The organism is Terrabacter sp. 01T434, assembly GCF_056398545.1.
In genome coordinates this window covers 566,846-580,762 of record NZ_JBFTPP010000001.1, presented here as the reverse complement: position 1 = coordinate 580,762, position 13,917 = coordinate 566,846, and the positions used below count along the sequence as shown (strand labels likewise).

Below are 13,917 nucleotides of genomic sequence, written 5' to 3'. Positions count from 1 at the left end.
TCCATCGCCCGTGATGGGTCACGGGACCCGCCTAGGCTAGCCGCCTTGCGGACACAACGACCAACGCACCGGCGCGTGGTCCGGTTCCGATGCCGTTCGGACAGGGGTCTGGCGCCACCCGAGGGCGTATGCCGGGTGCTCGGGGCACGCTCAGCGGCTGACCATCGTCCCGGCGAGGTCGAGGGCGGCATCGCCGGCGAGGTCGACGCGGCCGAGTCCGAGCCAGCTCGCCATGGACTCGAGGTTGGCGAGCAGTGCCGGGCGCGCCTCGGCGGGCGCCTGGGGCTCCCACGTGACCCGATGGCATCGGAGCACGCCCGCGGCCCGGTCGGCCTTGAGGTCGCAGCGCGCCACGAGGGCGTCGCCGTGGAGGAAGGGCAGCACGTAGTAGCCGTGCACGCGCTTCTCGGCGGGGGTGTAGATCTCGATGCGGTAGTGGAAGTCCCAGAGCGCGCGGATGCGCTCGCGCTGCCAGACCAGCGAGTCGAAGGGGCTGAGCAGCGCCTCGGCGTGGACGCGTCGGGGCAGCCGGGCCTCCGCGTGCAGCCAGGCCGGCTTCCACCCGGGCACGGTGACCGGGATGAGCTCACCGTCTGCGACGAGGCGCGCGATGGCCGGGCGGGCGTCCTCGCGCCTGATCCGGAAGTAGTCGGCCAGGCAGAGCTCGGTGCCGACGCCGTGCGCCCGGGCCGCGATGCGGACGAGCTCGACGAAACGCTCCGGGTCGGCCTCCGCGCCGGGACGCTCGGTCCAGGCCTCACGCAGCGGCGGCGGCGCGGTGGTCGCGAGGGCGGCATACCGACGCTCGAACGCAGTGGTGCGCCCGACCGAGCTGATCTGCCCGGCCCAGAAGAGGTACTCGAGTGCCTGCTTGACCTCGGACCAGTTCCAGCCCCAGTGGTCGGTGCGGCGGGGCTGGTCGTGGGCGAGGGCGACCTCCACCTCACGTGCCGTCATCGGGCCGCGGGCCTCGACCTCGGCTCGGACCAGATCGACGTAGTCGGGGCGCTCCTCGAGGATGCGCCGCATCCCGCCCCAAGCCTTCTCGGCGGCGGCGCGCATCCGGAAGTCGAGCAGCGGCCAGGTCGAGGGCGGCACGAGACTCGCCTCGTGCGCCCAGTACTCGACGAGGCGACGGGGCGCCCGGTCACGGGCCCGGTCGAGCAGCGCCGTGTCGTAGGGCCCGAGCCGGGAGAAGAACGGGAGGTACTGGCTGCGGGCGAGCACGTTGACGCTGTCGATCTGCACGACACCGACCCGGTCGACGACGCGCTGGACGTGGCGCATCGTCGCGGCGAAGGGTGCGGGACGCGGGTCGAGGAAGCCCTGGGCGGCGATGGCGACGCGTCGGGCCTGCCCTCGCGTGAGGCTGCGGGTGGCGGCGCTCATTCGCCGGGGTCGATGAGCCGCTGGCGGACGGCATACATCGCTGCCTCCATGCGCGAGTGCATCTGGAGCTTGTCGAGGATGTTGCGGATGTGGTTGCGCACGGTGTTCTCGGAGATGAACAGCTCCCCCGCGATCTCCCGGTTGAGCCGGCCGCGGGCGACGAGCTTGAGGATCTCGAGCTCACGGTCGGTCAGGCGCGGCAGCTCCAGTCCGGACACCGGGGCCGGGGCGGTATCGCGCTGGCTGATCTGCTTGAACTCCTCGAGCAGCTTGGAGGCCATCGACGGCGAGAGCAGGGACTGGCCGTGGAAGACGCTGCGGATCCCGGCCGCGACCTCCTCGGGAGGCACGTCCTTGAGGAGGTAGCCGTTGGCCCCCGCGCGCACCGCCTCGAAGAGGTTCGCCTCGTCCTCGGAGCTCGTCAGCATCAGGATGCGGGCCGAGGGCACGCGCTGCTTGATGACCCGGCAGGCCTCGATGCCCCCGCGCTTGGGCATGCCGACGTCCATGACGATGACGTCGGGAACGATCTCCTCGGCCCGGTCGACCGCCTCCACCCCGTCCGCTGCCTCGCCGACGATCTCGATGCCCTCCTCGACCGCGAGGACGGTCTGCAGGCCCCTGCGGTAGAGCGCGTGGTCGTCGACGATGAGGACACGGATGACGTCGGTTGTCGGCGGGTTCACGCCCCCATCTTGGCGCACACCACCGTCACACCGCCCGTCGGATCCGCGTGGCCGCGACTCGGACGTGAAGACCGGTCGGGGCGCCCCCTCAAAAGGGGACGCCCCGACGTGTCGGCGTGCAGGGAGTCGCGGTTCAGCCCGTGGCCGCTACGTCGGCGTCCACGTCGGTCTCAAGATGCAGGACCCCGTAGCTCCAGCCGCGTCGCCGGTACACCACGCTCGGGCGGTCCGTGTCCGCGTCGTGGAAGAGGAAGAAGTCGTGCCCGACGAGCTCCATCTCGTTCACGGCGTCCTCGAGGGTCATGGGCGCTGCCGTGTGGATCTTCTCGCGGACCTCGATGGGCGAGTTGCCGAGTGCACCGAAACGCTCGAGGTCATCGACCCGGTCGTCGCGGGTGTCGGCGTCGGAGCCGGCCAGCGCCGTCCCGTCCGCCAGGGAGTCGATGCGGGCGGTCGCGTGCGCGACCGACTCCGGGATCCGTCGTCCGCGACTGACCTTGCGCTTGTCGTGCACCCGCCTGAGGCGGTCCATGAGCTTGTCGACAGCCATGTCGAGCGCGGCGAACTTGTCATCGAGACAAGCCTCCGCCCGGATCACAGGCCCCTTCGCATGGCACGTGATCTCGACCTTCTCGGACCCGCGGGCAACCCGCTCGTGGGTGACGACGACGTCGATGCGATGCACCTTGGGGGCGAGCGCGGGCACCTTGGCCAGTCGCTCGTCGAGCTGCTCACGGAATCGGTCGGGGATCTGGACGTGACGTCCAGTGACGACGATCTCCACGGTTCCTCCTTGATCGCGCACGTCTTCTTCGTGCGGTGCAGTGAGAGTGGTTTTGGGCCTCTGGTCACCTTGGACCGGGCCCACCGGTCATCCAGGCACCACCTCTTCCTGTTGATCTCGTCCCGGGTCGACGGCCGGACGGCCGCACCCCGTGGGACGGGGTCCATGACCCGACCCTACTTGCGCCGCGCGTCCACTGGAAGGCGTGCAACGCCCTCAGACCGGAACAATCCGCGCCGCACCCGCAGGGCCGGTCCACAGGTCGCGTCTTCAGCCACGAGTGCGCTGGGTGGCCGCCATCGAGGCACCCACGACAGGGCCCGAACCGGCGGCTCGCAGGGCTCTGGCGCCTTCGGCGAACGTCGCACCCGTCGTCACGACGTCATCGACCAGCAGGATTCGGCGTCCGCCGATCACGCTGTGCCACAACGGGATCACCGAGAGGGCGCCGGAGAGGTTGCCGCGCCGCTCAGCCGTTCCCAAGCCGGACTGGTCCTCCACCCGGCGCACGTGGCGGAGTGCCGGCGCCACTCTGAGGACCGGTCCGCCTCGATCCGTGAGCTCCGCGACGGCTGCGCGGCAGAGTGCGGCCATCGGCGTGTCGCCGCGCTCGCGCACGGCGCGTCGCGACGACGGTGCAGGGACGACGACGACCACTCCGTCGGCCCAGCCCGCGCCCCTGAGGGCGCCGTCCACGGACGCGGCGAGCAGGGGTGCCAGGACGGCTTCGAGGTCGCGCCGGCCCACGTCCTTCCATGCCGACACGGCAGCCCGGAGCGGGTCGGCGTAGATCCCCCAGGCGTGCACCGGCGGCATGCCGGCCGGTGCCGGGTGCGGCACGACCCAGGGGCCGCCGCCGTGCTCGACCACCGCAGCCCCCTGCACGGTCGCCCGGGCCGCACCCGGCTGCAGCAGGCCCCGGGCCGGTGCCTCGAAGGCCAATCCCGGCAGCGCCCGTTGGCACCGCGCGCACCAGTCCGCGCCGGGGCGGAGGCACCCGCCGCACTCACGGGGCAGGACGAGGTCGACGAGGGCGCTGCCCCTCAGCCGCGACAGGGCCCGCCCGACGCCGCTCCCGACGTCACGACGCCTCCGCGGATCGGTGGGTCCGGTCGCGCCACGCCCAGCCACGAGACCACCAGACAGCATCGGACGTGGAGACGTGAGACGGTTCGCAGGGTCTGGGGACGACGGCGTGTCGCCGCGGGGGGATGTGGACCCGGAACCGCAAGCCGCTGGATCGCTCTCTCTGGACCACGCCGCCCTGACCAACCAGGCCCGGGTCAGCCTCCCGGCACGAGCACGTCGCTGCCCCGCTCGATCTGCGGCCAGTTGGACCCGGCTCGCGCCAGCACGCGGTGGTCGCTCGTGACGATGAGGATGCCACGGGGTCCGCCGACGGTCGTGATGCTCACGGCGCCCGGGACCGCGTTGAGGCGACCGATCCCCGGAGCGGTCCCGTCGACGCCCGCACCGAGCGTGGCCAGCCAGGGGCGCACGGCGTCGCTCGCCCCCACCTGGCCGAGGACTGCGTAGTTCGCCGGGTCCAGCCACGTGACGTCCTGGATGCGGGTCAGCGACTGGGCCTGGCGCAGCGGCGGCGACAGGGCCTCGGGCTCGCTGTTCGTGGCCCGGACGATCCCGCTGAGGCCGAGCTGCGCGTCACCCCCCGAGCGGTCGGTGGTCACGACGAGCACGCGGGCGCCGTCCGCCGCGACGGCGAGCGCCGTGATGCGACGGTTGCCGAGCCACGGTGTCCTGATCGGCTTCGGCGCGGACTTGGGGTCGCTCGAGACGGAGTCGAGGACGTAGACGCGGTCGTTGCCCCGGTCGTCGGAACCGGCGATCCAGAGGTAGCCGTTCGCGTCGAACGTCGGTTGCGTCAGCGACGTGGCGAACGACGGGACCGGCCTGGTCGGCTCCGTGGCCCGCCAGATCGAGAGGTCGCGGCGGTCCGCCGACACGGCCGCGACCTGCTTGCCGTCGACGGAGAGCGCGAGACTGCCCCACGTGTCGGGGACACGGGCGATGTCCCCGTCCTTGGGTTTGAGGTCCGGTCGCTTCGACGCCTGCGTGTCGGGGACGTAGCGGGGGTCGAAGCGCCGGATGGCATCGCCGTCGCGCAGCAGGGCGGTGTCGAAGACCGCGGTGGCGGCGACGTCGTAGCCGAGGTCCGAGGCGGACTCCACCGACGTCACGCCACCCGGCAGCTCGAGCTGGGTGTTGTCGACAGCCAGCGACACCGACCCGACCGAGGCGACCTGGCCCAGCGTCTTCGTCAGCTGTGCCCACATCGCCGCGCGGGCGGCGGGGTCGGCGGAGAGCGCCTCGCTGCTGAGGTTGACCAAGGCCCTGCCGCCGGTGACCGGGACGGCGTTGACCGCCAGGCGCGTCCCCGTCGGCACCCCACTGGTGACCGCGCCAGCCAGGTGCGGGGGCACTGAGCTGAGCTGGGCGCGGGCCAGGGTCGTGGCCAGACGGGTCCCGATCGGGAACCAGCGCGGGTCCGGGACGAGGTCCCGGTCGTTGGGGGCGACGTAGTAGATGAACCGCTTGACGAAGACCCGGTTGAACTGGTCGTTGTCGAGCCACAGCCCGAACCCGCCCGGAGGCAGCTCGACCCGCCACTCGCCGCCGACCTTGGTCAGGCCGAAGACGACCTTCTCGCGAGTCCCCGGTGGCTGCTCGATGTAGCGTCCGTCGGGCGTCAGCCGGGCCATGCCGGCCGCACTCACCTCGACGGCGTCACCGGGGAGCTGCTTGACCGTGAGATCCCCGTCGTAGACCACGACGTCCTCGCTCGACCATCGCCAGAGGTCCACCGACTGCGGCGCGAGGAACAATCGGCCCGTGGCATGGGTCTCGTCGATGTCCTCGCCGGCGCGCAGGAACCCTCGAACCACTGCCTCCTGGCTGGCACCGTCGACGGGTCCGACGGCCACGACCCGGACGGGCTCGTTGAGGACCTCGCCCAGGGCGCGTCCCTCGACGACCGGGCCGGTGCTCGGCAAGCCGCCGCAGGCGGCGAGCACCGTGGACGCGACGAGGAGCAGCCCTGCGAAGCGGCGGCCTCTCACGGTGCGCGCTCCACGACGATGCGGCGCAGGCGCAGCGTGTCGTCGTCGGCGGGCTGGACCGGGCCGGATGGCTCGTCGCTGCCCGAGTCGTCGCCGCCTCCACGGAGGCGAGCCGCCTCGGCAGCGAGCGGGCTGAGCGGCAGCGGTGAGCTGGTGATCGTCGCGTCGGCCCGACGCGGCAGGGTGAGGCGGAAGCACGACCCCTCACCGCGCGCGCCCCAGGCCTCGAGCCGCCCGGCGTGCAGGCGCGCGTCCTCGAGCGCGATGGCGAGCCCGAGGCCCGTGCCGCCGGTCGTCCGGGCGCGGGCCGGGTCGGCCCTCCAGAAGCGGGTGAAGACGAGGGCCGCCTCCCCGGGGCGGAGCCCGACCCCGTGGTCGCGCACCGTCACGGCGACCGCGCTGTCGTTGGAGCCGATCGTGATCTCGATCGGCTTGCCCTCGCCGTGCTCGATGGCGTTGGAGACCAGGTTGCGCAGGATGCGTTCGATGCGCCGCGAGTCCATGTCGGCGACGACGGGGGTCGAGGGCGCGTTGACGACCAGCTGGGTGCCCTTGCGGGCGGCGAGGGTGCGGTGGGCGTCGACGGCTCGCTCGACGCACGCACGCAGGTCGCTGGCCTCGACCTCGAGCACCGCCGCCCCCGCGTCGAACCGGGAGATCTCCAGCAGGTCGCTGAGGAGGGACTCGAAGCGGTCGAGCTCGCCGCGCAGCAGCTCGGCCGAGCGCGCCACCGTGGGCTCGAAGTCACCGCGCGAGTCGTGGATGAGGTCGCCTGCCATCCGGATCGTCGTCAGCGGGGTGCGCAGCTCGTGCGAGACGTCGGAGACGAAGCGTTGCTGGACGCGCGAGAGGTTCTCGAGCTGCGCGATCTGCTGCTGGATCGAGGCCGCCATGCCGTTGAAGGAGGTGCCGAGCCGGGCGAGGTCGTCCTCGCCCTTGGCCCGCATGCGCTCGTTGAGGTTGCCCTCGGCGAAGCGCTCCGCGACGGCAGCCGCACGCCGGACCGGGTCGGCGACGAGGCGCGTCACGACGAAGGCGATGGCGCCGATGAGCAGGATGAGGGCCGCCCCGCCGAAGAGGAACGTCTGCCCGATGAAGCTGATGATCTCGCGCTCGCGGTCCATCGGGTAGATGAAGTAGAGGCCGTAGTTGCCGGCGACGGGCAGGACCACCGTCTGCCCGACGATGACGGCGGAGATGGTGTCGCCGCCCTCGTCGATGGTCGCGACCTGGAGATGCTGCCGGTCGGGCTGTGCCGCGACCTGCTGGCGCAGCTCGTCAGGGATGAAGCGCACCCCGACGCTGCCGCTCTCGATCGGCCCGACGATGAACGGCGACGGGTTGTCGTCGAACCGGGTCAGCACGACGTAGCGCGTCTCGTTGCCGGCGTCGCGCCGGTAGGACTTGATCAGCGTCGTGGCGAACTGGGTCAGCTTGTCCTGCGTGTCGGTCTGGTCGGTGGAGTCGAACTGGCCCTGGGCGTCGGTGGCGTCGCGCAGGCTGTCCTCCGCGGCGATGCGCTGGCGGCTGTCGACGAGACCCTGGGCGATCGAGCCGTAGAGGTAGGTGCCGACGGCGGTGAGCACGAGGATGCCGAGCAGCATCGTCACGATGACGACGCGGAAGCCGAGCGAGGCCCGCCACAGGTGCAGGACCCGGCGCCACGCGCCGCGCAGCACCGAACCGACCCGCGTGGCCAGGCCCGCGGGTCCGTTCCGGGCCGCGCGCTCCGTCATGTCAGGAGGGGCCCGCCTTGTAGCCGACCCCGCGCACGGTCACGACGATCTCGGGCCGTTCGGGGTCGTGCTCGATCTTCGAGCGCAGCCGCTGGACGTGGACGTTGACGAGCCGGGTGTCACCGGCGTGGCGGTAGCCCCAGACCTGCTCGAGCAGCACCTCCCGGGTGAAGACCTGCCAGGGCTTGCGCGCCAGGGCGACGAGCAGGTCGAACTCGAGCGGCGTCAGCGAGAGGGACTCGCCGTTCCGCTTCACCGAGTGCCCCGCCACGTCGATGTCGAGGTCCCCGATCGACAGCCGCTCGGGCGCCGGCTCGTCACCACGACGGAGCCGGGCGCGGACGCGGGCGATGAGCTCCTGCGGCTTGAACGGCTTGACGACGTAGTCGTCGGCTCCCGACTCGAGCCCGACGACGACATCGACGGTGTCGGTGCGCGCGGTCAGCATGACGATCGGCACACCGCTCTCGGCGCGGATGCGGCGGCACACCTCCATGCCGTCGAGACCGGGGAGCATGACGTCGAGCAGCACGAGGTCGGGCCGCGACTCACGGAACGCGCCAACTGCCTCTGAGCCGTCGGCCACGTGCGTGACGTCGAGCCCCTCGTTGCGTAGCACGATCCCGAGCATCTCGGCGAGTGCGAGATCGTCGTCGACGACCAGTACCCGACCCTTCACGACACACTCCTCCCCGGAACCGCGGATCCCGCGTCCCGTACGTCCTGACCAAATCATCACACACGCCTGACCGCCTGCTGACGCTCTTCGGTCCCCGCGGGGACACGCCGGAGGACGTATGCCGTCCGCGCGCGTCCCGGGGACGCGCCACCCGGCATACGTGGTCGGGCGCGGACGGCGGAGCAGACAGGTGGCCGAGACGGGTCAGCCGCGCACCGTCAGCCCTGCGTGACGTACCACTTGCCGCCGATCCTGACGGCCTTGAAGCTGGAGACCACGTCGGCGGCGAGGGCCGGCTCGGTCGTGACGCTCTCGAAGGAGGCGGTGTCGCCGTTGACGGTGGCTCCGGTGATCTTGAGGCCCTTGAAGGCGGCGCCGAGATCCTTGATCTGGTCGAGCATGGGCGAGATCGTCCTGCCACACGTCGCGGCGGCGCCGGGGATGCTCGAGATGGCCTTGCCCTTCGTGGCCATGAGCGCGCAGACCGCGTTGCCGTCACCGGCCACCATGGCGCCGAGCCACGACGTCATCGCAGCCTCCGGCGTGGACTGGTCGACCGGCCCCGCCGTCGCGCCGGCGGTGCTCGTGCCGGTGCCGGTGCCCGTCGGCGTGTCGCTCGACGTGCCGCTCGGGGTGGTCGCGCTCGACGTCGAGGCGGCCGGAGTGCTCGGCGGCGCTGCCTGGTCGACGGCCTTCGAGCAGGCAGCGAGCGAGACGGACAGCGCCAGTGCCAAGGCACCGGTCAGGAGCTTCTTCATGTCGGTCCTGCCAGACGGAAGGTCGGTGGGCACCCCCGATCCTCGCACGGTGCGCGCCCTGGCGATCGCTGCGGCGCAGGCCAGCTGAGACGCGGCACTCGGGCCGGAACGGCCGCAAATCCACCCAAAAGCCCCCGCCGTCCCGAGTCAGCGGGGATGATCGGGCGGTGACGACCGACACGCGGAAAGCCATTCCTGCCCCAGAGCTGGACAGGGCATCCGGCCCCACCCCTGCCGTGGCTCCCGGAATCGCCTCCGACGGCGACAGCGAACCGGCACCACGACTCGAACGCCGTGGCCCACTCCCCCTCGTGGTGCGTCAGGCGCTGCCCGGACTCGTCGTGCTGGTCGCGGTCGTGCAGCTCGCGCGGCCGGTCAGCGACCCCGACACGTTCTGGCACGTCGCGGCAGGAGACCGTCTGCGCGAGACGTGGACCTTCAACGGCCCCGACCCGTGGAGCACGATGTCCACCCAGCCGTGGCGGTTGCACGAGTGGCTCCCCGAGCTGCTCATGAGTTTCATGCAGCAGGTGCTGGGGCTGCCCGGCGTCGCTTGGCTGCTCCCCCTCGGCGGCGCAGCCATCGGCCTCACCCTGTGGCGCGCCACGAGGCCGCGGGCCTCGCTCCTCGCCTCCGCCGCCGTGACCTCCGTCGCCCTTGTTGCGATGAGTCAGAGCCTGTCGCTCCGCCCCCAACTGCTCTCGTTCGCTTTCGCTGTGGCGTTCACCGCCGCCTGGCTTCGGTCAGACGTCGACGGCCGTCCGCGTTGGTGGCTGATTCCTGTGACATGGCTCTGGGCCTGCGCGCACGGCATGTGGTTCTTCGGCGTCGTCATCGGTGTTGTCGCGATGCTCGGGATGGCGCTCGAGAGGTCGGTGTCCAGACGCGAGCTGCTGCGCCTCGCCCTCGTGCCGCTCGGCTCGTTGGTGGTGGCGGCGGTCACGCCCACCGGGCCGGCGCTGTTGTTGTCGCCGTTCGCCGTCAATGAGACGACGCAGTACATCGAGGAGTGGATGCCCCCGTCGCTGCGGCAACCCGGCTTCCTAGCCTTCCTCGTCCTCGCCAGCACAGTTTTGCTCGTTTGGGCGCGGGCCCGGCACCGCGCGCGTTGGACCGCCATCCTGCTGACAGGTCTGGCGATCGGCCTGGCCCTGCTCTACAGCCGCACGGTCGCCGTCGGCGCCGCCGTCATCGCTCCCGTCGCGGCGGCGACCATCCAGGCGCTGCTCCCTCCCGACCGCGAGCCGATGAGCCGGCGGGAGGTATCGCTGACCCTGGGCCTCACGACGCTTGGCCTCGTCATCGCGGCCCTCATCCTGCCGACCAAGGCCGCGGTCCCGACGTGGGGGGCGAATGACCTCGACGCTCGCCTCGCAGCCCTGCCTCGGGACACCGTCGTGTGCAACGACTACGGCGTCGGGGGCTGGCTCATCTGGCGCCACCCGAACGTGCGCCCCACCATCGACGGGCGCGTCGAGGTCTACGCCACCGGCCACGTCAAGGACCACATCGACTTCGAACGAGCCGCGCCGGGTTGGCAGGCCTATCTGCAGCGGACCCGGTGCACCTACGCGCTGCTGACCAAGGACCAGCCGGTCGTCGAGGCGATGGTCCAGCAGGCCCACTGGACCGTGGCCGCCCGCGGCTCGACCTACGTGCTGCTCCGGTCGTCCGCCGCGACCGGCTGAGGTCACCCGAGACGGACGTATGCCGTCCCCCTCGCGAGGGGGACGGCATACGTTCTCGTGGCGCGGGCTCAGCCCGTCCGGGTCCGCTCAGTAGCGGTAGTGCTCCGGCTTGTACGGGCCGGCGACGTCGACGCCGAGGTACTCGGCCTGCCCCTTGGTCAGCTCCGTGAGCCGGACGCCGAGGGCGTCGAGGTGCAGGCGCGCGACCTTCTCGTCGAGGTGCTTCGGCAGCGTGTAGACCTGCTTCTCGTAGTCGCCCGTCTTCGTGAAGAGCTCGATCTGGGCGATCGTCTGGTTGCTGAAGCTGTTGCTCATGACGAAGCTCGGGTGGCCGGTGGCGTTGCCGAGGTTCATCAGGCGACCCTCCGAGAGCACGATGATCGAGCTGCCCGAGGTGAACGTCCACTCGTGGACCTGCGGCTTGATCTCGGTCTTCTGGATGCCGGGGACGCGGGCGAGGCCGGCCATGTCGATCTCGTTGTCGAAGTGGCCGATGTTGGCCACGATCGCCTTGTTCTTCATCTTCGTCATGTGCTCGGCGGTGATGACGTCGTAGCAGCCGGTCGTCGTGATGAAGATGTCGGCGGTCTCGACGACGTCCTCGAGGCGGGCGACCTGGAAGCCCTCCATCGCGGCCTGCAGCGCGCAGATCGGGTCGATCTCGGTGACGATGACGCGGGCGCCCTGGCCGCGGAGCGACTCGGCGCAGCCCTTGCCCACGTCGCCGTAACCCGCGACGACGGCGACCTTGCCGCCGATGAGGACGTCGGTGGCGCGGTTGAGGCCGTCGATGAGCGAGTGGCGGCAGCCGTAGGTGTTGTCGAACTTGCTCTTGGTCACCGCGTCGTTGACGTTGATGGCCGGGAAGAGCAGCTCGCCGGCCTCGGCCAGCTGGTAGAGGCGGTGGACACCGGTCGTGGTCTCCTCGGTGACGCCCTTGATGCCGGCGGCGACCGTCGTCCACTTCTGCGGGTCGGTGGCCAGCGTCTGGCGCACGAGCTCCTTGAAGACACCGAACTCCTCGGAGTCCTCCTCGGTGGTGAGCGGCACCTGGCCGGCCTGCTCCCACTCGCGGCCCTTGTGGACGAGCATCGTGGCGTCGCCGCCGTCGTCGAGGATCATGTTCGGGCCCTCGCCGCCGGGCCAGGTGAGGATCTGGTCGGTGCACCACCAGTACTCGGGGAGGGTCTCGCCCTTCCAGGCGAAGACGGGCACGCCCTGGAGGTCGTCGGCGGAGCCCTTCGGGCCGACGACGACGGCGGCGGCGGCCTCGTCCTGGGTCGAGTAGATGTTGCAGGACGCCCAGCGGACCTCGGCACCGAGCGCGGTGAGGGTCTCGATGAGCACGGCCGTCTGGACGGTCATGTGCAGCGAGCCGGCGATGCGGGCGCCCTTGAGGGGCTGGGCCGCGGCGTACTCCTCGCGGATCGCCATGAGGCCGGGCATCTCGTGCTCGGCCAGTCGGAGCTGGTGTCGGCCGGCCTCGGCGAGGCTCAGGTCGGCAACCTTGTAGTCGAAGGACATGAGTGATCGTTTCCTTTGATCGTCGGTGTGCAGACCCGGCGCGCCCCTCTGGGCTCATCTGGCGGGTCATCACCCACGCCGGCAGTCGCCCAGTCTAGCGGCGCCGGGGCCCCGACCTCGACTGCCGTGTCGAACCTGCGCCGCCACGCCCGCCACTCCCCGGGGTCTGAGCGCACACCTCGTCTCGGCGCACCGACCCGGCCGGAGGCGGACTTGTCGCAGTCACCAGGCCCGAAACCGCCACACCTAATCCGCCCCGGCGGAGTTGTCGCAGTCTCCAGGCCCGAAACCGCCACACCTAATCCGCCCCGGCGGAGTTGTCGCAGTCTCCAGACCCGAAACCGCCACACCTAATCCGCCCCGGCGGAGTTGTGGCAGTCTCCAGACCCGAAACCGCCACACCTAATCCGCCCCGGCGGAGTTGTGGCAGTGGCCGGACCCGAAACCGCCGCACCTACTCCGCCCCGGCGGACTAGTTGCAGTCGCCGGGCCCAGACCGCCACACCTAATCCGCCCCGGCGGACTTGTGACGGGCGTGGCCGGTGGGCGACCCGACCCCGCGGCCTCCCCCGGCGACTGCAGGAGAGGTCAGCACACGGCATACGCCACGTGGCCGGCTCCAGCGGTGCGGGTCAGTGCGTGGCCGCGCCTTCGTCGTGCTTCGTCCTGCGCGGGATGACGTGCAGGACGGCGACGACCAGCCCGCCGACGACGAGGCCGATGAGCGCCGAGGCGAGGGTGTTGACGACCCACGTGAGAAAGCCGCCGATGCCCGCGACCCCGGCCACGCCCTCCTCGAGGTGGTGGACGAGGTCGTAGAGCGCGTGCCAGCCGAGCTCGTCGACCCCGACGAGCAGGATGTGGCCACCGACCCAGAGCATGGCGGCGATGCCGACGGTTGACAGCACCGACAGCAGCTTCGGCATCCCCTTGACGAGGCCACGTCCGACGCGCTGCGCCGCGCCGGAGTCGCGCCCGGCCAGGTGCAGGCCGACGTCGTCCATCTTGACGATGAGCCCGACGACGCCGTAGACGAGCGCCGTGATGAGCAGGGCGACGATGACGAGGATGATGAGGCGCGAGAGGAACGGCTCGGTGTCGACCTCGTTGAGTGCGATGACCATGATCTCCGCCGACAGGATGAAGTCGGTGCGGATGGCGCCCGTGACGACGGCGTTCTCGTCGACCTCGCCGACCTCGGCCTCCTGCTCACGGTGGCCCGAGACGATCTCCCAGACCTTCTCGGCGCCCTCGTAGGCGAGGTAGGCACCGCCGACCATGAGGATCGGGGTCAGAAGCCACGGCACGAACTGGCTGAGCAGCATGATGACCGGGAGGATGATGAGCAGCTTGTTGCGCAGCGAGCCGAGCGCGATCTTCTTGATGATCGGCAGCTCGCGCTCGGGCGCCAGGCCCTGCACGTAGCGCGGCGTCACGGCCGTGTCGTCGACCACGACACCGGTCGCCTTGACGCTCGCCCTCGCCGCGGCGGCGCCCACGTCGTCGACGGACGCCGCCGCGAGCTTCACGAGTGCCGCGACGTCGTCGAGTAGGGCTACGAGTCCGCCTGCCATGGCGTCATCCTAGGGTGGTCTG

General features: G+C 71.2%; 12 protein-coding genes. 2 read left to right on the top strand and 10 right to left on the bottom strand.

The window, feature by feature from the left end:
- Positions 1–150: 150 nt before the first annotated feature.
- The 8 genes from AC1DIW_RS02780 to AC1DIW_RS02745 form a co-directional block, all read right to left on the bottom strand.
- On the bottom strand, positions 151–1,389 hold the full coding sequence (locus AC1DIW_RS02780) for a winged helix-turn-helix domain-containing protein (protein ID WP_478106375.1): 1,239 nt from the start codon (positions 1,387–1,389) through the stop codon (positions 151–153).
- Positions 1,386–2,075: a response regulator gene (locus tag AC1DIW_RS02775; RefSeq protein WP_442280108.1), complete on the bottom strand. Its 690-nt coding sequence runs from the start codon at positions 2,073–2,075 to the stop codon at positions 1,386–1,388. Before AC1DIW_RS02775 ends, AC1DIW_RS02780 begins: the two co-directional genes overlap by 4 nt.
- Before the next feature lie 133 nt (positions 2,076–2,208).
- The gene (gene hpf / locus AC1DIW_RS02770) at positions 2,209–2,859 is read right to left on the bottom strand and encodes a ribosome hibernation-promoting factor, HPF/YfiA family (RefSeq protein ID WP_442280107.1); all 651 of its coding nucleotides are present in this window, start codon (positions 2,857–2,859) and stop codon (positions 2,209–2,211) included.
- A gap of 270 nt (positions 2,860–3,129) precedes the next feature.
- Positions 3,130–3,990 carry a ComF family protein gene (locus AC1DIW_RS02765; protein WP_478106374.1) on the bottom strand — a complete coding sequence of 287 codons (861 nt, stop codon included), beginning with the start codon at positions 3,988–3,990 and terminating at the stop codon, positions 3,130–3,132.
- Positions 3,991–4,142: 152 nt separating this feature from the next.
- Entirely contained in the window at positions 4,143–5,936 is a 1,794-nt protein-coding gene (locus AC1DIW_RS02760; RefSeq protein WP_478106373.1) for an LpqB family beta-propeller domain-containing protein, read from the bottom strand.
- Positions 5,933–7,672, bottom strand: coding sequence for an MtrAB system histidine kinase MtrB (gene mtrB / locus AC1DIW_RS02755; RefSeq protein WP_478106372.1), 1,740 nt, complete (start codon positions 7,670–7,672; stop codon positions 5,933–5,935). Before mtrB ends, AC1DIW_RS02760 begins: the two co-directional genes overlap by 4 nt.
- Position 7,673: 1 nt before the next feature.
- On the bottom strand, positions 7,674–8,351 hold the full coding sequence (gene mtrA / locus AC1DIW_RS02750; protein ID WP_442280103.1) for an MtrAB system response regulator MtrA: 678 nt from the start codon (positions 8,349–8,351) through the stop codon (positions 7,674–7,676).
- Between the two features lie 218 nt (positions 8,352–8,569).
- Complete coding sequence (locus AC1DIW_RS02745) at positions 8,570–8,752, bottom strand: hypothetical protein (protein ID WP_478106371.1); 183 nt, start codon at positions 8,750–8,752, stop codon at positions 8,570–8,572.
- Here AC1DIW_RS02745 and AC1DIW_RS02740 point away from each other — a divergent pair.
- Both AC1DIW_RS02740 and AC1DIW_RS02735 read left to right on the top strand, forming a co-directional pair.
- Positions 8,751–9,197, top strand: a complete 447-nt coding sequence (locus tag AC1DIW_RS02740; RefSeq protein WP_478106370.1) for a hypothetical protein — start codon at positions 8,751–8,753, stop codon at positions 9,195–9,197. The genes AC1DIW_RS02745 and AC1DIW_RS02740 overlap by 2 nt on opposite strands.
- Positions 9,198–9,420: 223 nt before the next feature.
- Positions 9,421–10,797 carry a hypothetical protein gene (locus tag AC1DIW_RS02735; RefSeq protein WP_478106369.1) on the top strand — a complete coding sequence of 459 codons (1,377 nt, stop codon included), beginning with the start codon at positions 9,421–9,423 and terminating at the stop codon, positions 10,795–10,797.
- Between the two features lie 87 nt (positions 10,798–10,884).
- Here the strand turns inward: AC1DIW_RS02735 and ahcY are convergent, their stop codons facing one another.
- Entirely contained in the window at positions 10,885–12,321 is a 1,437-nt protein-coding gene (gene ahcY, locus AC1DIW_RS02730; protein WP_478106368.1) for an adenosylhomocysteinase, read from the bottom strand.
- A gap of 632 nt (positions 12,322–12,953) precedes the next feature.
- Entirely contained in the window at positions 12,954–13,895 is a 942-nt protein-coding gene (locus tag AC1DIW_RS02725) for a DUF808 domain-containing protein (RefSeq protein WP_478106367.1), read from the bottom strand.
- Positions 13,896–13,917: the final 22 nt, after the last annotated feature.